The organism is Aliikangiella coralliicola (assembly GCF_007004725.1).
In the GTDB taxonomy this organism is placed as follows: Bacteria; Pseudomonadota; Gammaproteobacteria; order Enterobacterales; family Kangiellaceae; genus Aliikangiella; species Aliikangiella coralliicola.
The window spans coordinates 578,043-601,365 of the sequence record NZ_ML660163.1; the positions used below are offsets into that span (position 1 = coordinate 578,043).

The 23,323-nt window shown below is 41.3% G+C and carries 18 protein-coding genes; 9 read left to right on the forward strand and 9 right to left on the reverse strand.

Annotated features, from left to right (window positions below):
* Window positions 1-7 precede the first annotated feature (7 nt).
* Entirely contained in the window at window positions 8-2,824 is a 2,817-nt protein-coding gene (locus FLL46_RS11210; protein ID WP_142893601.1) for a CHAT domain-containing protein, read from the forward strand.
* Window positions 2,825-2,840: 16 nt separating this feature from the next.
* A complete protein-coding gene (locus FLL46_RS11215) occupies window positions 2,841-4,889 on the forward strand; it encodes a S8 family serine peptidase (RefSeq protein WP_142893602.1) in 2,049 nt (682 codons plus the stop codon).
* A 116-nt stretch (window positions 4,890-5,005) separates the two neighbouring features.
* On the opposite strand, the gene FLL46_RS11220 is transcribed toward FLL46_RS11215, so the two are convergent.
* Window positions 5,006-5,458 carry an Lrp/AsnC family transcriptional regulator gene (locus FLL46_RS11220; RefSeq protein ID WP_142893603.1) on the reverse strand — a complete coding sequence of 151 codons (453 nt, stop codon included), beginning with the start codon at window positions 5,456-5,458 and terminating at the stop codon, window positions 5,006-5,008.
* 158 nt (window positions 5,459-5,616) lie between these two features.
* On the opposite strand from FLL46_RS11220, the gene ctlX reads away from it, so the two are divergent.
* A complete protein-coding gene (ctlX, locus tag FLL46_RS11225) occupies window positions 5,617-6,558 on the forward strand; it encodes a citrulline utilization hydrolase CtlX (protein ID WP_142893604.1) in 942 nt (313 codons plus the stop codon).
* A 36-nt stretch (window positions 6,559-6,594) separates the two neighbouring features.
* On the opposite strand, the gene FLL46_RS11230 is transcribed toward ctlX, so the two are convergent.
* From FLL46_RS11230 to FLL46_RS11240, 3 genes are all read right to left on the reverse strand, one after another.
* A complete protein-coding gene (locus FLL46_RS11230) occupies window positions 6,595-7,191 on the reverse strand; it encodes a YdeI/OmpD-associated family protein (protein ID WP_142893605.1) in 597 nt (198 codons plus the stop codon).
* A 149-nt stretch (window positions 7,192-7,340) separates the two neighbouring features.
* Window positions 7,341-8,168: an SDR family oxidoreductase gene (locus FLL46_RS11235; protein ID WP_142893606.1), complete on the reverse strand. Its 828-nt coding sequence runs from the start codon at window positions 8,166-8,168 to the stop codon at window positions 7,341-7,343.
* Window positions 8,169-8,397: 229 nt separating this feature from the next.
* Entirely contained in the window at window positions 8,398-10,395 is a 1,998-nt protein-coding gene (locus FLL46_RS11240; RefSeq protein ID WP_142893607.1) for a TonB-dependent receptor, read from the reverse strand.
* Window positions 10,396-10,733: 338 nt separating this feature from the next.
* Between FLL46_RS11240 and FLL46_RS11245 the strand changes: the two genes are divergently transcribed.
* The 6 genes from FLL46_RS11245 (at window position 10,734) to FLL46_RS11270 (ending at window position 18,676) form a co-directional block, all read left to right on the forward strand.
* Window positions 10,734-12,533: a collagenase gene (locus tag FLL46_RS11245; protein WP_142893608.1), complete on the forward strand. Its 1,800-nt coding sequence runs from the start codon at window positions 10,734-10,736 to the stop codon at window positions 12,531-12,533.
* 527 nt (window positions 12,534-13,060) lie between these two features.
* The gene (locus FLL46_RS11250) at window positions 13,061-14,179 is read left to right on the forward strand and encodes a phosphoribosylaminoimidazolesuccinocarboxamide synthase (RefSeq protein WP_142893609.1); all 1,119 of its coding nucleotides are present in this window, start codon (window positions 13,061-13,063) and stop codon (window positions 14,177-14,179) included.
* A 184-nt stretch (window positions 14,180-14,363) separates the two neighbouring features.
* The gene (gene gndA / locus FLL46_RS11255) at window positions 14,364-15,896 is read left to right on the forward strand and encodes an NADP-dependent phosphogluconate dehydrogenase (RefSeq protein ID WP_142893610.1); all 1,533 of its coding nucleotides are present in this window, start codon (window positions 14,364-14,366) and stop codon (window positions 15,894-15,896) included.
* Between the two features lie 214 nt (window positions 15,897-16,110).
* On the forward strand, window positions 16,111-17,064 hold the full coding sequence (tal, locus tag FLL46_RS11260; protein ID WP_142893611.1) for a transaldolase: 954 nt from the start codon (window positions 16,111-16,113) through the stop codon (window positions 17,062-17,064).
* Window positions 17,065-17,241: 177 nt separating this feature from the next.
* The gene (locus FLL46_RS11265; RefSeq protein ID WP_142893612.1) at window positions 17,242-17,613 is read left to right on the forward strand and encodes a cupin domain-containing protein; all 372 of its coding nucleotides are present in this window, start codon (window positions 17,242-17,244) and stop codon (window positions 17,611-17,613) included.
* Window positions 17,614-17,797: 184 nt separating this feature from the next.
* Window positions 17,798-18,676, forward strand: coding sequence for a bile acid:sodium symporter family protein (locus FLL46_RS11270; protein ID WP_142893613.1), 879 nt, complete (start codon window positions 17,798-17,800; stop codon window positions 18,674-18,676).
* A 184-nt stretch (window positions 18,677-18,860) separates the two neighbouring features.
* On the opposite strand, the gene FLL46_RS11275 is transcribed toward FLL46_RS11270, so the two are convergent.
* The 5 genes from FLL46_RS11275 to FLL46_RS11290 form a co-directional block, all read right to left on the reverse strand.
* Window positions 18,861-19,202: a hypothetical protein gene (locus tag FLL46_RS11275; protein ID WP_142893614.1), complete on the reverse strand. Its 342-nt coding sequence runs from the start codon at window positions 19,200-19,202 to the stop codon at window positions 18,861-18,863.
* 1,713 nt (window positions 19,203-20,915) lie between these two features.
* Window positions 20,916-21,272, reverse strand: a complete 357-nt coding sequence (locus tag FLL46_RS11280; protein WP_142893615.1) for a hypothetical protein — start codon at window positions 21,270-21,272, stop codon at window positions 20,916-20,918.
* Window positions 21,273-21,426: 154 nt separating this feature from the next.
* Window positions 21,427-21,594 (reverse strand): hypothetical protein, encoded by a 168-nt coding sequence (locus tag FLL46_RS26950; RefSeq protein ID WP_168204132.1) that lies wholly within the window; start codon window positions 21,592-21,594, stop codon window positions 21,427-21,429.
* 39 nt (window positions 21,595-21,633) lie between these two features.
* Window positions 21,634-22,098, reverse strand: coding sequence for a hypothetical protein (locus FLL46_RS11285; RefSeq protein WP_142893616.1), 465 nt, complete (start codon window positions 22,096-22,098; stop codon window positions 21,634-21,636).
* The coding region (locus FLL46_RS11290) for an RHS repeat domain-containing protein (protein ID WP_210418668.1) at window positions 22,098-23,323 on the reverse strand (1,226 nt) is incomplete at its 5' end. The genes FLL46_RS11285 and FLL46_RS11290, both read right to left, overlap by 1 nt.

The window sequence follows — 23,323 nt, forward strand, 5'->3', positions numbered from 1 at the left end:
AAGAGCAATGCGCCAATCTAACCTGTCAAAAAATCATTATGGAAGTCAAATAAGTTACATTATTTTTACGCTAGGTGTTCTATTGATCGCGTCATACCATTGGTATCCGGCGAGCTCTAAAGTGGTCGCATTTAATGTCATTACATCAGGCTGTGATTACTTGAGCCCCCAAAAAGGTTGTCAATTAATCACTTCCCAATCATTAAGCTTCTGGATACCATCCATAAAAGAAGATCGATTTAAGATATTACTCTCCAGCGAAACAATAAACAGTGATGTGACAGAAAAAGAAGCGAATATCAGCGAAAGTTTTCTAAATAGCAAAGTCGAACTCATTCCCAGGGCACAAGGGCTATTTTTTGAAATTAAAATACCCATTGGAAAGCATCGGCTAACTATCGAAGACAGAGAGTCTTCTGAAGAATGGTCAATAAACATATCAAAACAAACAGAACCAGACTGGTTGGTAGAACATAAAAAGATCACTCAATCGCATCAATTTAAAAGAGCAATAGATAAACTTCATTTGGTACTAAAGGAAAAGAAAAATGTCGATAAGGCGCTAGTTATGCATTACCTCGCCCGAGCATACCTGGCGAACAATGAAGTTGACCGCGCCGCGTTTTATCTTGACCGTGCTAATGAATTATTCTCTGTCAATGAAACTTTCAACAAGATTATCGATAATTCGACGGTATTAATCTATATCTACCTTATTCTTAAAGATAATCCTATTAGTGCAAAAGCTATTCTTGACTCATTGCCATCGGTCGACAATGATGCCAAATCAGTTTTTTACCGAACATTTTATACAGCTCACTTAAATAGTTATTTGGGCGAAATTCGCCTGGCAGAATCACGCTATTTTGAAGCGCAAAAAATTGCTCACAAATTTAATTTAGAACGAGAAGAGATTGATACTGAACACATGCACTCACGAATACTGGTCAACAGCGGAAAGTTTGCTGAAGCTATTGCGATTCGTAAAGAAATTATCAATAAGATTCCTGATGCCTGGTCTGATTGTCGTAAAGCAAAGTATCACAACGGGTTGGGCTGGGCACAAAATCAATTGCTTGAAACCCAGCCTTCAACAAAAAATAACTCGCCATTGCCGGCACTGACTCACTCGCTACAACTACTCGAAAAATCTTGTCCGAAAACCTCCACCGACAGAATTAACGTACTAATTAATCTTTCGAAATATCACTATCTTGAAAACGAGTTGGATGCTGCCTATGGCAGACTGGAGCAGGTAAAAAAAATCGAGACTCAATTTTCCTACCAACAGAAGTTAGAAATACTGGAACTAGAAGCCTTGTTTGAACTGGCGCAAAACAACTACGATGCTTCCATTGTCATTTTTGAGCAGCTGTGGCGACTCGCAGATCAAGTAAAGTATTCAAACTTTTTACTCAAAGCTTTGGTCGGCATTGCAAAAGCTCATGAAGGAAAAGGAGAGGCAGACTCCGCAATCGTCTACTATGAACGCGCGGAACAGCTAGTTTTCAATAATACACTGAGCATTCCGGTTACAGGGTCACAACCTGAGTTTTTAGCCAGTAAAGTAAATTTTAGCTATCGCTATGTCGATCTGTTAAGTCGAAGTGGAAAGATGCGAGAAGCCTTGGAGAAAGCACGAAAATTTCGCTCTCACTGGTTGAGTAGCATTTTTAAAATGAACCAGCTAGCAGTAGGAAACCTGGCTCAAAATAGAGAATGGATAACTCTGGTCAGCCGCATAAAGCGTTTAAGAAAGTCGATTATTGCACAACAAACCCTTGAATGGAGTCTTCCATTCGATCAAATTGACAATGCTAATCGATTGCTCGAAGAGCAAAAGCTAAAACTCGCCACATTATTTGATGAAAGCGTCCGCCTTGTAAATTCGGCCAATCTGAGCACTGAATTTCATTTCGGCGAACCAAAAGAGAATGAATTATTTCTCTTTTTCTACCCCATCACCAATGGCTGGATTGGTTTTTCATATGAGCAAACCGAAATGAAATCACACCTTATTCAGCTCAACGAAAATCAGTCAGCTAACCATGCACAAATGGCAAGCGAGTGGGTGGACGTTTTCTCTCAGTCAATCGATGAAGCTAAAACAGTTATCGTATTCCCATTCGGCGAAATGAAATCGGTCGACTTCCGAACGATCCCCTATAAAGACGCCAACTTATTCAGATACAAAAACGTGCTTTACGGAGTCGACCTAAAACGTCTTCAATTGGGTAAAGATCGAGATCACATATCGAACCAGTCATTGATAGTTGCCAATTCCCTGGGCGACCTCAAGGAAACGGAATTAGAAGCCAAGTCAATTGAAAATTTTATTGCTCGAAAAAATTGGCGTAGTAAAACACTGACTAACGAAGAGACAGTCATAGAAGAGGTGAAACAAAAATTACAAGAAGTTCAGCACTTTCATTATGCGGGGCATGTTTTCTCAACAGAAGATTATCTTAGCCAATACCAGATCCCGCTAACAAAAAATGTCAATTTAAATAGTACGGATATTTTAATGCTCAAAAGGGTTCCTCGGTGGGTCGTGCTTTCCGCGTGCAATTCATCGACGCCAGGGCGTATGACTTCAACGGAATCTTTGGGACTGGCTCACGCTTTCGTTATTGCAGGAAGCGAACAAGTTATCGCTACCAGCAAGCCGGTTGCTGACAAACAGGCAAAACTTTTAATGACCCAGTTCTATCAACACTGGAAAAGTGGAAATAACTTTGCTGAAACTTTTCGACAGGCCCAACTGGATTTAATCGAACATCAACCTGAACACGACTGGCTGGCATTCCGTGTTATAACCTTATAGTTTGAGGGTGATTACTATGAACTTTTCGTCTACAAACGGACTCTCGTCAAACAAACGATCTTCAAACGGATTGTCATTAATTAAACCGTTTTTAAATAGACAGGCTTTAACACCATTAAACAGCAATTTTTTAAGGATAAAAAATATCCTGAAAAATACCTTGTCGATACCCGTTTTTCTGGGGATTATCTGTTGCGTTTTTACCAGCAAAGCCCTTAGCCTGACCATCGGCGATGGATGTCTGGACAACCGGTGGATTACCATAAAAACCGATAAATCGAAGCGTTGTCCAAAGGCTTCAGGGTGGGTAGAAACGCAACTTTTTGATACCGACGACATTACATCCAATAGAACGCTGGAGAATTACTGCGTTTATAAAAAACTGAGCAGTTTGACGCCAGGTTCAACAACAGCTATTCCAAAAGAAATAAAGAGTTTGATCGATGCAGGTTACCTCGAAGGAAATGCGGAGCGAGATTGTGTTGTCGTTGCCTCACTTGCTTCACCTTCGGCTGCTGCCGATGTCGTTGCAGTTTTAGAAAAGCAGTTGCTATCACAAACTGGTAAGTTAGAGCTCCCTCCCATTTCACCTGAAGTTTCACCGGTGCGTCTGGCATTACTCGATACGCTACCAACAGCAGAACATTCGCCACAATCCAGTCTTACTCGCTCCCCCCATGGCGCTTCATTAGCAGAAATTGCTCAGAAGCTTTTGTGTGATCAAATAACGACAAGTTGCTATGCAAACTTAACCAGTCAGCTGGCACTGGCTTACGTGGCAGAAATCCGTGACGGCGAATATTTTACTTTTCGTGACGATTACCAGGGCGGCTTTTTCGGCTCAATCACTGATCTATCCCTGGCCATTCAAAAGGAGCTACAGGCGTGGCAAGAAAAAGCGCCATCAAGTCGCCTTATCATTAACTTATCTCTCGGCTGGAACGGCCACTCATGGGGAGGACACGACTCAAATCCAGCGAAATTTTCTGCAGCAGTCAAAAGTGTCTATGATTCAATCGTCAATGCGGTTTGTCGTGGTGCCATTGTCATTAGTGCGGCCGGAAATAAAAGTAAAAGTGAACTAACTGACTACGAGGCAATGCTACCTGCGCTCTGGGAGGAACTGCCCAGACCGTCTGCAGAAGAATGCTACACGCTAACGGGTGTTTCTGCCGAAAAACGAGAACAAAGATATGACCACAAAGACCCACAAGAAAATAGAGAAAAAGAATCTGAGACTCATTTAACCGGTCTGGTTTACGGAGTCTCGGGAATAGACTCTTTAGGAAATCCATTGTCCAACAGTCGGCCAAGAGCCAACGCACGTATTGTTGCTTTCGGCGATCACGCCGCCATTAAAAATACTCTGGCGACCAATACAGAGGTACTAACAGGCAGCTCCGTTTCCACGGTAGTAGTCTCAGCCACCGCTAGTATGATCTGGTCACATCGACCGGAGCTCTCCGCGGAACAGGTGATGGATTTAATTTTCTCAGCCGGAGAGCAACTCAATATTAAAGCTGACTTTTATTCTGGCGTTTCTAGCAGACCGCTACTTTCACGTCGTGCTTCAATGTGTCGCTCACTCGCTTACGCTTGCAAAGACGGCAGTTGCATCGGCCCTGCCGATTGTCAATGGACGCCAGCACTTATCGACTTGAATGGCACTTCCATTTTCACTAATCCTGCAAACGATGTTTTCGAACTTGCGGAGTTGGCAAGCTGCTCATCAACCAAGGACGCCGACTGCAGCGTTATTGAGCATGGAAGCGTCGCAACAACGCCCTGGACGATGCCGCAACCAGATTCAGAAGCTTGCCCTAACTGCTTAAAAAGTAATATGAACAAATCACTTGTGATGCAATCCTCTTCAAGTTATTCCGGTGAAATTAGTGACGTGAACCTGGTGATTAATGACCAAATATATACTATTCCTGATTTCAGTCTGGGCGATAAAATCGTTATTTCAGACTTGACGCCAGAAGCCTTGAACAGCCCTACCTATCTAAGCTTTTTAGTCAACGATAGCTATCGCGAATGGGTTCCTATTTTGTTGACCGAATAAGCTCATCACTAGGTCACTTTCTCCAAAAAGAGGCTGTGAGCTAGTAAAAAATTGTAGATTGGGTTGCAAAACCCAACATTATTGGCAGGTATTAACGCCGAAATTGAGTTTCATTCTTATAGTTTGGCCGCCCCCATTCGCCGAGAAGACAATAACAAACTGGTTTCAGAAGAAGAAATACCGACAATTGAGCGCACTCGCTTTAACACACGATCAAACTCTTCCAGTGAAGGGGTTTGAATTTCCACAATGATGTCCCATCGACCGTTAGTAGAGTGAATCGCGCGAACGCTCGGCTCAGAAATCAAACTTTCTTGTACTTTTTTAAAAACATTTCCTTCCAGCTCAATACTCATTAATGCATTAACAATTGATAATTGCTCGTCAGCCCCAGCGCTAACCAAAGCGGTATAGCCGGTAATTAATCCTCGTTTTTCGAGCCGTTTCATTCGATTCTGAATCGTCGCTCGAGAAACACCAATGCTTTTCGCCAGCCAGGCGACAGGCGCCCTCCCATTGTTGCGTAAATGGCCAATTAGCTGGCGATCAATATCATCGATATTTTGCATAACTAACCTCAGGTTAACCTTTCTACCAGAGTGACATAATGAAAGTTTAGCTTATCACTTTGATATGTAACTTATCAAAATATACTGATGTGCTAACTTATAATTAGCCCGATTTACGCCGAAAATTGTGAGTAAAACCAATATTCAGGATTTTAAAAATGTCACATTTCACCGAAATCAATTTCAATCAGCAATCTCCCCGCGCGGTGGTCATGGTTAGACCGCATCATTTTCGCTCAAATCCTGAGACAACCTCAGACAACACATTTCAAGTGCAACAATCAGAGCTAAACCAAAATGAAACCTCAATACGTGCTCTGGAAGAAGTGACCAATGCAGTCAGCATTCTTCGCTCTCACGGCGTCACAGTGCACTTGTTCGAAGATATAAAAAAGCTAACGCCAGACTCTGTTTTTCCCAATAACTGGTTTTCAACTCACGCCGATGGGAGCATTGGAATTTATCCCATGTACTTCGCAAACCGACGAAAAGAGAGAAAGAAAGAGATAATTGAGTTGTTAAAATCCCAATACCGAGTCGAAAAAATAATCGATTACTCTCATTTTGAAAATAAAAATATTTTTTTAGAAGGAACCGGTTCGGTCGTACTGGATCATATTAACCGCATTGCTTACGCAGTAAAATCAAACCGAACCAGCTTTGAGGCTTTAACGGCGTTTTGTAGTGATTTTAATTACCGACCAATGTTCTTCGAAGCCAGAGACAAGTCTGGAACGCCCATTTACCATACCAATGTATTTTTAAGTATCGCGGAAAAGTTCGCACTTGTGGGTCTTGACCTCATACCGGATAAAGCTGAGCGTCAGCAAGTTCTTAACTTGTTAGTATCATCAGGTAAGGAAGTCATTGAACTCTCCAGCAATCAAATCGAAAACTTCACTGCAAACGCATTAGAATTAACATCATCGCAAGGGAAGCTACTGGCAATATCCCGCACAGCGTTTCGCGCATTAACACAATCGCAAATTTCAACGATAGAAAAATACGCAAAACCAGTTGTCATCGATATTCCAACCATTGAATCTGCAGGTGGTTCAATCCGATGTATGCTGGCAGGCATTCATCTCGAACTCCGTTAGTTCGCTTGGTAATATATTTATTCAACCAAAGTGATTTCAACAGTTGCGGTATTTATCATTTAGACCGGTTCCTTTTAAAATTAAAGGGATGCATTTCTCCAGTCGGCTTTGACGAGTTGCTTCTCGTTTTGCGGAGCTCACATACTCCGCAAACTCTTTTTGTTTATAAGGTGTCAACTGATAGAACTGTTGACTTAGTGACTGATCTTTTGCAAAAGCTTGTGCGAATTCTTCAGGTAATTCTAGCGGTTTCGGTTTGGCTCGTTGAATCGATTGACCACTTTGCGATAACACGATTGCTTCACGGATGTAAGACGATAGAACCTTCTCATCTAGCTCCACAATATCTTGCATTCGCCACTGGCGCATTCCTTTCGTTTTACCTTCTTGCGCATTAATTAATTTATGATGCTTATCTTCAAGCAACGCACCGTCAAAAAACCACAAACCGGCATAACTTTTAAACGCGCCAATGCCGACAAGATTCTTTCCTTTCAAAGTGTAAACAGGCGCTCCCCACTTAATGGTCTCTTCTAATTCAGTGGCCAGTAAAATAGCTCTCAATTTTACCAGTAGCTCGCTCCACTCAGGATGAGCATCAATATACTCATCGACATTAGCAGTTTTTTTCATAAAATAACCCCATCGCTATTTTTGTCAGAAAAGTCTTTATCAACTAATAAACAGGTACTTTAATTAAATGAATAGACCACCTGAATAAAACAGACTGAATTAAACAACCTGATTGACGAATCATAACCAGTCCAAATCACCAAACGAGACTACCAACTGAGCGCTTTTCCATGTAAGTCAAAAAAACGACCATTATCTTCTCGCTTCAAATTGCTAATGACTTTGAACAATCCCGCCGCACTTTCCTGGGTGGAATAGGTCGCTCTGTCGCTTGTCATATCGGTACGAACCCAACCCGGATGCAACACGACAAAAACATACCCGCGATCAGCATATTCAATCGATAAAGACTTATTAAAACTATTTAGCGCCGTCTTACTGGCTCGATAACCTAACACTCCGCCACTAGTATTTAATTCAATACTGCCCATTTTACTGCTGACACTGGCGATAATTTTTTTATTACTTTTTTCCAAATTCGGCAGCATAGCCTGAATAACTCTTAACGCGCCTAAACTGTTAACATTGAGCACTCGCATTAATCGTTCCACATTCAAGTCAGAGAATTTTCGGGTACTGTGACCACCAATACCGGCGTTATTAATCAGGATATCGATCGGCATATTGCCAAGACGATGTTTAAGCGCAGCAATACTCTTAGGATCGATAATATCCAATTGTTCAATTTGAACACCCAGCTTTTTTAACTTATCAGCTTTTTGGGGTTTGCGTGCTGTTGCGATAACATGAAAACCCTGCTGATGGAATTTTTCAGCCAGGGCTAACCCAATGCCTCGATTGGCCCCCGTTATTAAGACGGTCGCTTTTGCGGCAGTTGCAGCTTTTGAAGAAGTTGCGACTTTTGAAGTTGTAATCTTTGAAGTATTGGCTTGAGAAACGTTGACTTGAGAAATAGTACTAAATGATGTGGCTGCTAAAACAATGAACATTGCCGTTAACAAAAAAATTCTTTTCATGCATTTCACCTCGATTTTTAGGTACTTTCATTTCGAGGTTTTCGGTGGTTTCACTCAGAATGGCGTCATTTTATTGATCAAAAAGTTTTTTCAAATCCGTTGACTCCCCTGGACAGTTTTCTACCTGATATCTAATTATTTTAATTTTTGCGCTCTTCTCACATATTCGCTAATGAGCACCTTGGATATCTAACTGTTTCTAAACTTAACAATTCGCACCTAAAATGGCTTAATTTGAGTAAACACTAATCGAAAACTCTCTGCCAGTTGCTAATGTACCCAAGTCATCAGCAGAATTAAAGTATTTTTCATCCGCAAGATTTTCAATACCAACTTGCATGGTCCAATCATTCGAGAATTTATAATTAAATTTGAGTGACGCGATGTTCGCAGACTCCAGTGGAATTTCACCGCCACCAACTTCAGTTTTTTTCGAACGCCGACCATAAGTCATTTGACCTGACCAGTTTTCCTGCTCGTACATAAACGAAATTTGGTGTCGTTTTGCTGGAATATCCGCTAGAGGATTACCAAGGTTATCTTCGCCACTGATTTCCTGACCAGATAATTCTACCGTCAATTGACTACTTGGAAAAAAGGCAACCTGATACTGCCAACCATCAATCTCACCATTAGTGACATTTCGATAAGTTCTGGTGTCATCATCAACACTGACTCTTTCGATGAAATTTTCCACGTCGGTAAAAAACCGATGAAAATCCACACGGTATGCGTCCTCGGAATAAGTTATCCCTAAATCGTAGGCTTTTGATTCTTCGGGTTTAAGGTTGGCATTACCAATGGTTTGACCGCGTCCGGTTGTTCCGGTAAATAAGCGCTCTGACAAACTGGCGAATCGAAAACCGGTTCCATAACTGAAGCTAAGATCAAACTGACCAAGCGGCTTCTTAGCCGTTAAAAAATAGGTGGTATAGTCATCAGAAATGCTGTTACTAACCGCACTTTTTTGTGATTGATAGTTCGCGCGTAAACCGCCATGAATTGACCAACTTTCAAAATCGCGGTTAACCGTGGCAAACACTGCTGCTTCGTTTTCTTCACCGTCATCAAGTGCACTAAAACCAGTCGACAACTGGGTTTGTAAACTGGTTTCTGTTTCGAAACTTTTGACGCCCCGTCGGCCAAAATAGTCAAATCCGTACAACCCTTTAAAGTCTCCCTGTTGCCACTGGTTTTCAAAGGCAAAACCAATATCCAGTGAGTCGGTATTCACCCGGTTAATTCTATTAGCCGGCCTGATATCCTGGGTAATCAAGCTTTGATCATGGAAATAAAGTCTCGCCACCCAATCAGCATTGGTCGTCAGGGTCAGCTGGGTTAATAAGTGCTTTTCTTCCGGATAGGATGTAATTCTACTATCTGGAAAACGGGAGTTATCTTTACCGATATCATCGCCACTGCTTTCAATCAATTGCCAGTCAAGATTGTAATCACCAAATTCAAAATGACGAATGTAGAAAAGTGAATGCTGAGAAAAATGGTTATTTTTCGGATCGCCTGTCACGGTCTCACCGTTATTCCGCTCACGGTAAGCAATACTGGCGGCATAACGCTCATTTCCCGTTCCCGCCGCGGTGACCCATTCGTTGCCATCGGAATTAAATCCCACATGAAACCAGGGAGAATCCTCCTGGCGAGTCATCAGGTGAATTGAACCCGCGATCGCGCCGCTACCATAATAAGTCGAAGCCGGCCCTTGAGTCACTTCAGCGCCCGACAGCAACAACGGGTCTACAAATGAAGCCGCCACCCCGGCACGTCTTTCGGAAGTGATTCGCATGCCGTTAATGTAAGCATGAACTCGCTGACGTGCTAAACCTCGAATACTGAGCGTTTGAAATAAACCCGGTTGTCCATTCACTGTTAGCCCTGGTTGATCAGCCAATAATTCAGTCACTGAACCAGGCGCCGTCGCGACTTCTTCCAGAGAAATAAAATCATTGATTAAGGCATCGTCTTTGCTGTGGCGGGAAGAAGTCACCACCACCACTGGTGCGGTCCCCGACGGCATATCAAAAGCGCCTGTTTCGCTGGTTTCACTGATTTCGCTGGTTTCAATAGTTTGGGCGATTCCATCATCAGCCGCTGTTTCTTCATCGGCTAATATCGTTTGAGAGACACCAGCGAGCAATAATGCCAGAGTAACTCGGCACAATGTAACTCGACACAATGTAAAGGCCCCCAAGTTTTGCTTTTTGTTTTGCATTACCACCAGCTAACCACTTAATTTCTCAGATTTCATCAGTACCGCAATTCGTCTCGTTAGCCACTAGCCAACCGAAGATAATTCTGCGGCAAAAAGAGAGCTAACCTATCGTATGCAAAGGAATTTTTAAAGATAAATATTGTAACTATTGTAACTTTGTGAATATTGACTTAAATATCATCATTTCTCGCTTAAAGTAGCCATCAGAAAAAGCGACTGTGAATCATTTCTGCAACACTTAATCAACCTCATTACCACATTGAATTTTCCAGAGAATTTTGCATTTTATTGCTCGCAGATATAATATTGCGTACAATATAAATAAAGGAGAGCAAAAAGTGGTAATCAAATCTTCATTCGCGGCACGCCCAAAAATTCTTAGTCGACACCGACTGTTTCGCCTGTTCAGCCTATTGATTCCTATTCTGGGATTGGCGGCTTGCGCTCATAAAAACCCTTTAACGCAAGACCTACTAGATAACCAGAAAGAAACCTGGAGTCTCAACTTTGAGCACGACGCACCAAACCGTTTAAGCGAAGTGATTAATCACATTGGCGTGCTCAACTCAACCCAATCAGACAGTCAGCAACTGAATGATCTGCTTTATTATCTCCGCAGTTACTATTACTTCGCAGCCGATATCGAGTTAACAGAACAACAACAGGAAAATCTGGATAAAGTTTTACTGGGAATTGCCGAATCTTCCGCTTTTTACCAAACTGACGAACAAGCTTTGCGATTGCAGGAAAATTACCTGGTGGCGCTCTATCTCTACTTCAGTGACAAAAAAATGCACTCTCGCATTGCCAATCATCGTAAGCATCTGATCAAAATACTCGATCAATTTACACAGCCCGATACGACCAAGCCGACAGAACAGAAGAAGTTTACCCTGTGGGAATCACTGAGAAGTATCGCTTTTCTGGCTTATGAAGCACGTCGCAATCAACCGGTAAAAGATGCGCTGGTTAGTGACAGGCAACTCGCTGACAGTCTGTTAAAGTTCACAAAGTCGCAAGCAGCTAATAACTGGCAATTTCAACATGGCGTCTGGGCCACCGCTTATGTTCAGGTCATTAGTAACGACGAAGACGGCGATTACATCGATCAGCAAATGATGGCACTTATCGACAACGCTGACTTTTTATCAGAACAAGATAAAAAGTTCGTTTTCTCTAATCGCTATCTCGTTAACTCATTTAGAGTCACCGACGATTGCGAGCAAACTTTCAAAGGTCGTTGTGAAATCGCAACAATCGATCACGCGCTCCCGATAAACCATCGTTGTTCCGATTCACTATTTATTCGCGCTAACCAGATGACTGCTAAAGAACTTGCTGACTCTTGCGACAAACTCACTTCACAAGAGTCATTTTTTCATGAATTGTTAGCAACAGAAAATAAGCCTACCAGCGATGATTTAAATGACTCTTTGCGGGTGGTGATCTTTGATAACTACAGCCAGTATAACCAACACGGTCAGTTGTTATTTAATATCAATACCAACAACGGCGGCATGTACATTGAAGGTGATCCTTCAAAAAAAGGTAATCAGGCAACCTTTTACTCTTTCGAAGCCTTCTGGGACCGGCCAGAGTTTAGCGTCTGGAACTTAAATCACGAATACGTTCATTATCTCGATGGCCGATTTGTTAAATATGGGCGCTTCGGTCATTTTCCGTCAAAGTTAGTCTGGTGGTCTGAGGGATTAGCAGAGTACGTCTCTAAAGGGAGTGACAATCAACGAGCTTTCAAACTACTGGATGAAAACCCGAAACAAGACTGGCCCACCTTAGCGACTATTTTCGCTACCAAATATAGTGATGGTCTGGAATTAACTTATCGCTGGTCTTATCTGGCGATCCGCTATCTTGCAGAATTTGACCGCGAAAATCTGCAGCAACTCGCTAACGCTTTAAAAAATAACGATTTTAAAACCTACGAAACCCTGCTCGGGACACTGGCTGAGCGCCATCAGGGCAATTACGTTAGTTGGCTGAACGGCCATCTCGCCGCTTATCAACCAGAGGATAAAGTGAAAAGAACCAAACCAAGAAAGTTATATCGATACCTGTATCGTGATTATTTAATGCCAGAAGAAATTCGCTACAGCGAGCAGCACAGGCATGTGGATTAAAGAATTGCTCTCAGTTACCTCCTCTCCCTATGGGTGGTGCGGCATTCCGGGAGGGTTGGGGAGAGGGAATTCGACTTACAATGTTTGATTCAGCTTGGTCTCACACTGAGACATTTCTACCTCTCCCTGGCCCTCTCCTTCAAAGGAGAGGGGAAAATGATAAACCGCCAGTTTAAGGATTATGTAAACGATTTCTTCGGTTTACACATTTACAAACCCCCTCTCCCTAAGGGAGAGGGTTGGGGAGAGGGGATAATAGCAGCCAAAGCGTAATATCCAACCTGATTCGAATAAATTCACCATCGACTATTTTTGCGCCTAAAAATTGTTCTGGTATAATCCTGCGTCTAAAAAATCATCACCCTGGTATTACCATTTAAAGCTGACATGACTAAGTAGCTTACTTAGGCAGCAAATTTATATTATCAGCGGCATTTTTTAGGCCTACAATTTAGATAATTCTAAATGTTTAGCGCATTACAATTTTAGAGCATTAATAAACTAAGTCTTAAAGAGGACAATTTGATATGAGTCTTGCTGAAAACCGACTTGCAAATAAGGTATTAGCAGTTAACGACGACCTTCCAATTCGCACTGATCTCCCAGTACACAGCGGCAAAGTACGCTCCGTTTACTGGCTGACAGAAGCAGACAGCCGACGCCTGATCGAGGAAAAAGGCTACGATGTAGCAGCTGACTCGCCGTTGGCAATTATGGTCATTAGCGACCGAATTTCAGCCTTTGAGTGCATCTGGAAAGGTGAAGGTGGCATGAATGGTGTTCCTGGAAAGGGCGCTGCACTTAACGCTATTTCTAACCACTGGTTTAAATTGTTCCGCGAAAATGGCCTGGCTGATAGCCACATTCTTGATATCCCTCACCCATTTGTGTGGATTGTGCAAAAAGCCAGACCTGTAATGATTGAAGCGATTGCTCGCCAATATATTACTGGATCAATGTGGCGAGCCTACGAGAAAGGTGAGCGTGAATTCTGCGGAATTGAAATTGCAGAAGGCTTACAAAAAGATCAGAAATTACCTGAGCTGCTTATTACACCGTCAACCAAAGGTATTCTTGAAGGAATTCCGGGTGTTCCAGCACAGGATGACGTTAACATCACTCGCCAAAATATTGAAGATAATCACGAAGCCTTCAAATTCCATAGCAAAGAAGATATCGATTTATATGAAAAATTGCTAAAAGAAGGTTTTGACATGATTAGCAATGAGCTGGCCAAACTTGACCAAATCTTCGTCGATACCAAATTCGAGTTTGGTTACGTCACCGATAAATCAGGTAACGATAAACTCATCTATATGGATGAAGTTGGTACACCAGACTCTTCTCGCATCTGGGACGGTCCGTCGCAGCGCGAAGGTAAAATTGTAGAGAAATCAAAAGAAGCTTTCCGTCAATTATTGCTTAACCATTTTCCTGAGCCAGATATTCTGCTTAACAAAAGCCGCATGGATGAAAGAACAGCCCTGGCAGCTGACAATGAACTCCCAGAATCTGTATTGATGGAAGTTTCAAAAACCTACACGGAAGTGGCAGAAAAAATTACTGGTGAAAAAATTGTATTGTCAGACAATCCCAAAGCAGAAATCATCGAGATTCTGAAAAATGACTATGGACTGATCGACTAGTCGGATTGCCTTTGACAGGGTTTGGCCACCTGTTAGCCGATTTAATTATCGGCTTGATAAACGAGCTTGAAAAAAGGGTACATTGAGTACCCTTTTTCGTTTCAATCGGTACTTATTAATAATATTTACTGATAATATTTAATAACACTCTCACCAAATCAACAACAAAACCAGAGGCTCCAAAATGTCCCTATCACCTGAGTCAAACAACCTTTGCGACATTGGCTTTATCGGCCTCGGCGTTATGGGTAAAAACCTGGCATTAAATCTTGCTGACAACGGTTATAAGATTGCGGCATTTGACCTCGAACATCAAAAAATTGAAGAGGCTATCGCGCAAGATAAAACGGAATCTGGAACAGGCGGTAGAATTATCGGCTGCTCTTCATACACTGAACTTCTCGCCAAATTATCGGTACCACACCTGATCATTTTATCGATCCCTGCGGGGCATATCATTGACGACGTTTGCCACAAATTGATTGATGCAGGAATTAAAGCCGATGACATCATTGTCGATATGGGAAATAGTCTATGGACCGACACTGTACGCCGCGAAAAAGAGTATGAAGGACAGTTCTTCTTTTTCTCAACAGCGGTTTCAGGCGGCGAAGTTGGTGCGCGTTTTGGCCCATCACTCATGCCCAGTGGCGACAGGTATGCCTGGGCTAGAATAGAGCCCGTTTGGCACGCGATTGCTGCGAAAGTAGATCCAGACACAGGCCGTGCGATTGAACGATTCGAACCTGGCAACCCGGTTAAAATTGGCGATCCCTGCGCGACATACATAGGTCCTGGTGGCGCCGGCCACTATGTCAAAATGGTTCACAATGGCATCGAGTACGCTGACATGCAGCTCATTTGCGAAGCCTACCATGTCATGCGTGAAGGATTAGCCATGTCACCTCAGGAAATCGGCGAAGTATTTAGTCAGTGGAATGAAGGTGTACTAGAAAGTTATTTGATAGAAATTTCAGCTGAAGTGCTGAAACAGGAAGACAGTGAGAGCGGACAGCCTCTTGTCGACATAATTCTCGACAAAGCCGGTCAGAAAGGAACCGGACTTTGGACCGCTGTCAGTAGTTTAGAAATAGGAAGCCCGGCACCAACCATTGCTCAGGCTGTCTATGCTCGATCTTTATCGACATTAAAAGATGACCGAGTCACCGCCTCAAAATTACTGCAAGGTCCGAAGCTCAATCATGCATTAAAACAAGATAAACAATCTGTTATTCAATGTTTGCATGATGCACTTTACTGCGCAAAAATCTGTGCCTACGCACAGGGATTTCAGCTAATGCAGATGGCTTCTGACGAACATGGGTGGTCTCTCGACTTCGCCAATATCGCTAAAATCTGGCGAGCGGGCTGTATTATTCGAGCAGCATTTTTACAATCAATTACTGATGCCTATTCTCGCAACGAAAATCTGCACAATTTATTGTTGGATCCCTTTTTTATCGAGCAGATCAACATTCACCAGGCAAACTGGCGACAAGCAATCGCTAACGCAACATTACTGGGTATTCCCTGCGGCGCTTTTAGTAGTGCAATTGCTTACTACGACTCGTACCGATGCGAAACGCTACCGGCCAATCTACTACAAGCTCAAAGGGATTTCTTTGGTGCTCATACATTCGAGAGAGTTGATCAACCATCTGGAAAAAAATTCCACGTAGAATGGGCCAGCAAAGACCGTCCAATAGTAACTGCGTAATCCATTGACAAAACCTGCTCATAAAATAGAGGGCCCTATTGGGCTCTCCATCATTTCCAACAAAATCAATCATAATTCATAACTCATAATTGCTAGTTAGCGCCCTCTCCCTCCTTTAGCTATATACCGAACCGTCATGAAGTCGTTATTGACTCAACATCAACAAATCTCTATTGTCGGTAAATAATTAAGATCATCATGCTAAGGCCAGGATATGCCCAATCAACTTGAACAACTGAAATCGATGACAACCGTCGTCGCGGACACAGGTGACTTTAATGCAATTGCAGATTTCGCACCGCAAGATGCCACCACAAATCCTTCTTTGTTACTAAAAGCCGCCGCATTACCAGACTATGCAGAAACGCTCACGCAGGCGATTAATTTCGCAAAAGAAGCTTCTAATGATGCCAATCAACAAATCGCCGAAGCCGTCGATTATCTGAGCGTACTCATTGGTAAAAAACTGCTGTCTTTAATTCCAGGCCGAGTTTCCACTGAAGTTGATGCGCGTTTATCTTTTGACACAGAAAAAACCGTTGCAAAAGCCCGACGAATTATTGAGCTCTACCAATCTGTCGGTGTAGATAAGTCGAGAATATTGATCAAGATAGCTTCTACCTGGGAAGGCATTCGTGCCGCGGAAATACTAGAAAAAGAAGGGATTAATTGTAACCTCACCTTACTATTCAGCTTCGCCCAGGCAAGAGCTTGCGCCGAGGCAGGCGCCTATTTGATTTCTCCATTCGTCGGTAGAATTCTCGACTGGTATAAAAAGGCAACAGGCAAAACTGATATTCCTGCATTTGAAGATCCTGGCGTTCAATCGGTAACTAAAATTTATAATTATTATAAATCGCTGGGTTACGAAACTGTTGTGATGGGAGCAAGCTTCCGCAATACCGGAGAAATTATAGAGCTAGCGGGTTGCGATCGACTAACAATAAGTCCCGCACTAATGGATGAGTTATCTCAAAATAATATGCCGATCACTCGAAAGCTAAACCCGGCGACCGAAATTCAAGAACGTCCGGCCCGGTTAACAGAAAGCGAATTCCGTTGGCAGTTAAATGAAGATGCGATGGCAACCGAAAAAACGTCGGAAGGGATCCGGCTTTTTGCGGCAGATCAAATCAAGTTAGAAAAGTTAATAGCAGACTCTTTATAGAAATTCTCTGACTATAAAAATCTGCTGATTTTCTTTTTTCTGAAGAAGCGGCTGAACATCTCAAAGTGTATAACTGATATAAAAGCGAATTGATAAGTTCGCTTTTATTCGGGGAGGATTAAAATCAAATATCTAATTTATATCGTAGGCATTGCCACTTTGTTTTCCACGAGTGTAATGTCTAAAAACAATCAAGAAACACAAGTCGAACAACTCGCAAAATCTCAGTCAAGCTGGACTGGAGATAAGCTTCCCCATTATGAGCAAGGTCAACCGGAAGTTACCATTCTGAAAATCACCATTCCAGCGGGAACCAAACTGCCTTTGCACAAACATTCGGTGATTAACGCTGGTGTATTACTAAAAGGAAAATTGACAGTCGTGTCAGACGAAGGAAAAACTTTGCATATGAAAGCTGGAGATCCCATTGTTGAACTCGTCAACAAGTGGCACTATGGTATAAACGAAGGTAAGGAGCCTGCTGAGATCATTGTGTTTTATGCGGGCGTTGAGGGCGTTCCTATCACGACAAAAAAATCGAAAAACTAACGGCCAATAATCTCACCAAACCTTGATATTCAAGAAGCTTTGTTGAAAATAAGAACGAGAAAGGCCACCAGTTTTGGCGTTTCATATAATTGTTCAGGGCTCGCTTAGCTTTATACTTCGCTGTTGGGTTATTAACCCAACCTACGGCCCTGATTTAAAATATTAATAGCAGAGAGGAGTCGATATGGAAACGACGTTTTTATCTCAGGTTGTATTGCCATTTTCGCTGTTTATCATTATGTGGGGAATGGGCTTATCATTAAAAGTCAAAGATTTTACACGGGTACTAACCCGGCCTAAAGCGGTGGTTATTGGAATAATTTGCCAAATGGCATTGTTGCCTATGATTGGTTACTTTATCGTAATGATGTTTGGATTTTCCGCTGAGCTAGCCGTAGGTTTAATGATATTGACGTTTTGTCCTGGTGGCGTCACTTCTAATATGTTTAGTTATTTAGCAAATGGCGATACCGCATTATCGATAAGCTTAACCGCCGTAGTAAGTATCTTAACGCCTTTTACAATTCCATTGTTAAGTGTCTTGATGATAGGCTGGTTTATGGACGAGTCACAAGAATTTTCCATTCCAATTTTACGGACGATCATTCAATTGCTAGTAATCACAGTTGTGCCGGTTGCAATTGGTATGTTGCTTCATGTTAAATACCCTAAATTTTGCGCTAAAGCGGAACGACCTGTTAAGATTTTTTCTGTTGTATTTTTGTTTGTCATTATTGCAGGAATTCTTGCTAAGGAATGGCAAAATGTGGCAAGTTACTTTGTGCAAACTGGTGTGGCTACACTGGTTTTGAATGTTCTAACCTTAACTCTCGGGTATTTTATTGCAAACTTAACTGGATTAAGTCAACGCCAGGCTATCAGTATTGGCATTGAAGTTGGTATTCAAAATGGAACTCTCGCGTTGCTGGTGACGGGGACCATCCTACAAAGTGCATTAATGACAATTCCATCTATCACATATAGTTTAATAATGTTCGCAACAGGTGCGCTGTTCGGCAAACTGGTGAATCAAAAAAGGGTTGCGCCGCAAACTTATCAATAACCAGGGCGACTCATGGGAGACGCCCAAAATATTTTTCGGATGAGGGGTCAAAATAAAGACTTACTTAATGTCCTTTTGATAGTCCTTTAACTTTCAAAAATACAAAAATAACTTCGACATCTTCCCTCCTTGGCCAACCTTATCATATGGCTGAATTTTCTCCCTCTTTTGCTTTCAATAAATATCATCTTATATAAACAGCAGTTCGACTTTCACTAACTTGTTCACCGTGAAAAGTAACATTAAAGCAATAATCTGAGCGAAACCTAACTTCTTTTTTAGCAGTGAACGCAGTAAGTAAAATTGATAGCAGTGATTGAAACTTTTCGCCGCTACCTACATTCTCGCTTGATATAAATACTTTATTTGAAACTGCACAATTGTTTGGATTTCCAAATGCACCACTAACTAGAATCCCACCATTAACATACTCTAATTGAGTTGGTATAGCCCAAGATGAATAAGCGCCAGCACTTACTTGCCAGCTAAACATCATAACAACCATTGCCAATATTGCTTTTTTCATTTACTACTCCTTTATTTCATTTATAACTTTGTACTTAACGAGCATCAATATCCGATTACTCGATTTCGAGATTTTAACACGTTTTTTTCCTTCCCGTACTAGGAACCTAAAGAGAGTTTCGATCTTTTTCTCAATCGGAAAAGCATGAATCGAGTGGACGATGGATCAAATAAAAAACACTCTGTTTAGCAAAATTGATTTTTATTACGCAGAGTGTCCGTTTTAAGGTTTTGTTTTCTCTTTTCGCATTAGCCTACCTGAATAACATTACAATGCAGCTTGCAAACGTCTATCGACGGACACTCTACAACCTTCATCAATAATGCAAGAATCAAGCTGTATCATAATCGATTCATTGTCCAACCGGTAAGTTCTTAATCGAATCCCAAAAGAAGATTTTAACTCAGGCTGCAGAGTCTTAATGATAAAATAGAATGTTTCTCGAGATGTATCGCTGTATATAAATATTTCATTGTCGAACTTCTTAACACATAACTCTACAAAGCCTTTACGCCAATCAGAAACAACTTTTAGTCCGCATATTACATTACTTTTGTAAACGATAACTTCCGAGGACCAGTCATTACTTTTTGTCTCTATGCAATAAAATACTGATAAAAAACATATAAAAATAAATATTAGTATCACGTGTTTTTTCATACTGCTCTTCCCCACTTATCACCTTTACTTATTAATCCATTAGCAAGGTAGCCTTGATGGAGTTTACGAAATCAAAAAACAAACTTTACAGCAAATTGGAAACAACAAGACTTAACAAATAATTCAACTGTTACTCACACGTTAAGAAAACCTCGATTTTCATCGAGGCTACTTGCTTCTCTAGTAAAAAATCTGAGTCTTGGTCAGTGATGAAACGGAAACCACAGATTTGTACACGATGTTTAAATTTATATATTTTCGTAATATTTACCAAAATAAAACATCTCTTTTCTGCCACTGTGGTACGTAGGCATAATCTCGTTTTAAGTTATCACTGCCGAAGTCATGGTCAATCTTCTACAATGATGTAAGAGATTGACCATAAGCAGAGTATCTATTTAAGATTTAATCCAACATTGAAAGAAAAATTGCAATACAAGCTCCATTCAATGCAAGAAAGAATGATACTACTAGAAAGCGAATCCTGAATCTTCTACCCGTTTCTTTAATATACTTATTAAATAAAAACTGGATATTGAAAATATTTTAGCAGAAGAGGCGCATCTAGTTCATTGTTTTTCATTTTCGAATAGTTTATCAAAATAAAAAACATTGCAATAACAAACCAAGCAAAAAGTACAACAAAGATAGACGTTTGATACTCATTAATAAATAAAGATATTTCGTTTAGCACACCCATTCTCCACTTTTACATCCAGAGTCAAACTAGCCTTCCTTGAATGAACACAAGGTATTCGAGTGTTGTGAAATACCAACGTCCATACCGTTTGGATGTCCATTAAGCTGCTCTGAAATCAGAGCAGTCTGAAAACAATTCACATTGAAATTTCCGTTTTGGCTAATCAATTAATTTCAATGACTTAAGACTTGTCTCTCTCCGTAGAAATTTATTCTCTGGAAATCTTCCTCAATTAAAGAAAAACTCAAAACATTAACCTTTTTAAATTATGGGTGTCCTTTAATATTTGGGGAGGTCCCCCCATTATGCTTTAAATTTAACTGGGAATTGCACTTATGATATGAGTTCGCGGATTAAAATAAACTTTCCCAAACAAATTGGTCTATTTCCCATGAAATAACCTTTCTATCTAACATCAATATATTTATTATTTCATTGAGGTATTCTTTCACAGGTTGCTTTAAAGACTCTTGCACGCATATCGATATACCTTCCTCAGGTGTGAACTCAATAAACATTAACATTACATATAAACCGCTATTAAGTTTTAGATATGCAGTCTGCACTAGACCAATCTGTTCTTCAGATTGGAAAAACTTAGCCTTATTATTTTCTACAAAATACTCTGGCTGAAGATTAACCGTTGCTATAGGAATATACCTATTTTTTGGCCAGTCTCTTTCACTTAAAACTTCATAATTTTTATGCATTTATTTACACTCAGGTCTAAACGGATGTATTTGCGTATTTTTATGCAGATAAACTGACCCCGAACATTCCAAAATTGCACTTATTACTTGAATTCGCGTTTCAAAAAATTTACCAACTTCTCGCACTTTGAGAAAACCTTGATAATTATCAAGGCTACCCCGCTTGCTCGGCATTGGTATTAAAGCCGGGAAAATCCTGTGTGCCATCGCCATCGGTGATGGTCACCACCGAGCCAAGCCGGTCACGATGAACCGATTTGATAATTCGTGTTATCGCTTTTTTGCGTAGTGGTAATAATGGCATCGCCTGAAATAAAGCCAAGCAATCACACTCTACCAACCCAACCACTCAAGTGAATAGTCATGGTTGTCCCTGATCTTTCTCTTGATTTGGTTCGATGCAAAAAGCGACAATTCTATTTCCTTTTGGGATTTTTTTTAATATATCACTAAGCTCATTCTGTGTTTTTTCCTTCCCTTTAATATACACACACACTTCATCTTTACATGTTAAAACATGATCCGCAAATGCAGTTAACAATACTTCACGACGAAAAGAATTTTGTGGTGCATTTGCGAGACCTCTAAGATTATTGAACAATTCAACGATTGATTCATCAGTCCCCTTTTCAAGCCAATCAGTATCACTGTATACACACCACCAACAACCAATTTTTTTTACACTTGCTTTAACTCCCAAATGCTTAGCATCATCAACTAAGTTTTCAGCTAACTCATTAGCTGAAATATCTTGATCTTTAAGATAAAGATGTTTTGCTTTTTTTATTTTTCCAACGGTATTAGTTATTACTTTTAATTCACTCATTAGTAATTGGCTCCATTTACAAGTATTTGCCCTGCACCTCTTTCTGCATTAAACATTGGGTATGATTGCGGAAATAGAACTACTTCTATTCCAGGTGACGCTGGTAATTTTCCTGCGGGAATTGGTCGAATAGTTCCACCACTATTCATAACATTATTAAAAGCTGTCTTAGTGAAAGTAAACTGCAAGATAACAGGATCTTTTCTCCTTGCCGCAAACATAAATGCTACATCTGGATCGGGTGTTAAATAAAAACCGATATCTGATATATCTACTTCAGAAGGATATTTTAGCTTACTCGCAAACTCAGCACTAAGAGGTGCTCCTCCTAATATTGCTACTCCTGACTCATAACTTGTGCCATGAAATAATACCACCGCGCCATCAGCTTGGCGGGCAGTAGATATCATTTCTTCCGCTCTAGCTCTCGACTCTGCCCATTCTTTTTTATCAGCTTCAGACATCGTCGCAACCGCCGCATCAGAAGGAGTGACAACACCAATAATTGCTGACGCGACAGGCCCCCCTTTGAGAAGCGATTTTGAAACAGCTTTTGCGATATTTCCCCCGCTTATTGCAGGAGTTGCTACGGTAGGATTTCCTGTAGCTGCATTTACATTAGCCTCGCTGGTGCCTTCAAAATCCCGCGACGAAACATCACCAGAAATCGATTCTACAGCATTCTTTACCACCCCATCAAACCACTTATCAACATCCGTGTTAAGAATACTGAAATTCCCTCCAGTTCCGGAAGGCAAATCTGTGTTTGGCGTGTGAGACCCCTTAAGTTTGTCGATGCTCCCTGTCCACAAAGTATTACCGTTTTTATCAGTTACTTTAACCCGTGACTGCGCCTCAGGACTTGCCGCTCCACATCCTGCACCATGACAAGTCACTGAATAATACCCACTCGGGTCCGTCCCCGAAAGCGGATTATTCATAATATAAGAATAAGGATTCATACTCTGACTGTTACCCGGAGATTGTATGAAAGGGTCAACACTCAGAAACCTGCCAGCGTTGTAATCGTAGATTCTGCCATTCATATGAATCAACTGCGCATCATCCAGATGCTCATGGTCAGTAAAGCCTCTTCTGGTTTCGAGTTTTAAATCATCCGGTTCTGAAATAAAACCACTCTGATAAGCCACGTCTCTTAAAGTCGGTGGTTCAACACTTTCCAGATTGCCTTTCCTCGGTTTGCCAAACGGGTCATAAGATTTGT

Bases quoted from the DNA above. Each gene is read 5' to 3' on its own strand.
- ctlX (WP_142893604.1), top strand. From the start codon at position 5,617: ATGTCACATTTCACCGAAATCAATTTCAATCAGCAATCTCCCCGCGCG.
- FLL46_RS11250 (WP_142893609.1), top strand. From the start codon at position 13,061: ATGAGTCTTGCTGAAAACCGACTTGCAAATAAGGTATTAGCAGTTAAC.
- FLL46_RS11265 (WP_142893612.1), top strand. From the start codon at position 17,242: ATGTCTAAAAACAATCAAGAAACACAAGTCGAACAACTCGCAAAATCT.
- tal (WP_142893611.1), top strand. From the start codon at position 16,111: ATGCCCAATCAACTTGAACAACTGAAATCGATGACAACCGTCGTCGCG.
- FLL46_RS11240 (WP_142893607.1), bottom strand. From the start codon at position 10,395: ATGCAAAACAAAAAGCAAAACTTGGGGGCCTTTACATTGTGTCGAGTT.
- FLL46_RS11215 (WP_142893602.1), top strand. From the start codon at position 2,841: ATGAACTTTTCGTCTACAAACGGACTCTCGTCAAACAAACGATCTTCA.
- FLL46_RS11275 (WP_142893614.1), bottom strand. From the start codon at position 19,202: ATGAAAAAAGCAATATTGGCAATGGTTGTTATGATGTTTAGCTGGCAA.
- FLL46_RS11285 (WP_142893616.1), bottom strand. From the start codon at position 22,098: ATGAGTGAATTAAAAGTAATAACTAATACCGTTGGAAAAATAAAAAAA.
- FLL46_RS11270 (WP_142893613.1), top strand. From the start codon at position 17,798: ATGGAAACGACGTTTTTATCTCAGGTTGTATTGCCATTTTCGCTGTTT.
- FLL46_RS11220 (WP_142893603.1), bottom strand. From the start codon at position 5,458: ATGCAAAATATCGATGATATTGATCGCCAGCTAATTGGCCATTTACGC.
- FLL46_RS11230 (WP_142893605.1), bottom strand. From the start codon at position 7,191: ATGAAAAAAACTGCTAATGTCGATGAGTATATTGATGCTCATCCTGAG.
- FLL46_RS11235 (WP_142893606.1), bottom strand. From the start codon at position 8,168: ATGAAAAGAATTTTTTTGTTAACGGCAATGTTCATTGTTTTAGCAGCC.
- gndA (WP_142893610.1), top strand. From the start codon at position 14,364: ATGTCCCTATCACCTGAGTCAAACAACCTTTGCGACATTGGCTTTATC.
- FLL46_RS11210 (WP_142893601.1), top strand. From the start codon at position 8: ATGCGCCAATCTAACCTGTCAAAAAATCATTATGGAAGTCAAATAAGT.
- FLL46_RS11280 (WP_142893615.1), bottom strand. From the start codon at position 21,272: ATGCATAAAAATTATGAAGTTTTAAGTGAAAGAGACTGGCCAAAAAAT.